The 325-nt window shown below is 70.8% G+C and carries 1 protein-coding gene; it reads right to left on the bottom strand.

Annotation, left to right across the window (positions count from 1 at the left end):
• Positions 1 to 325, bottom strand: a 325-nt coding sequence (locus tag J0A65_RS26800; protein ID WP_232850176.1) for a phosphoenolpyruvate-utilizing N-terminal domain-containing protein, incomplete at both ends; no start/stop codon positions are given.

Raw genomic sequence — 325 nt, 5'->3', positions numbered from 1 at the left:
AGGTCGGCCGCGCGTTCGGCCAGCAGCGCATCATGCAAGGCTTCCTGACGCCTGGCCGCTGCCTCGACCTCGGCCTGCCAGGCCGCTTCGGCACTGGCGCCCTGCCCCAGGCGTGCCTCGACATCCTCACGCAGTGCCGGGTCACCGAGCATGGCCAGGTGCGCACTGAAGATTTCCCGGATGCTGGCCACGCCCGCGCCATCGACCAGGCGCTGGATCTGCGCCGAGACGACGGCCAGGGCCTGCTCGAGACGCGCCCGTTCAGGCTCGACGCCCTGCCCCTGCTCGGCAAAATGAAAGGTCGGAGGCGTGCGCACCAACGCCG

The sequence above is a fragment of the Bowmanella yangjiangensis genome (assembly GCF_017255015.1).
Lineage (GTDB): Bacteria > Pseudomonadota > Gammaproteobacteria > Enterobacterales > Alteromonadaceae > Bowmanella > Bowmanella yangjiangensis.
The sequence above is the reverse complement of the archived record's forward strand: the minus strand, read 5'-3'. Positions and strand labels throughout refer to the sequence as shown.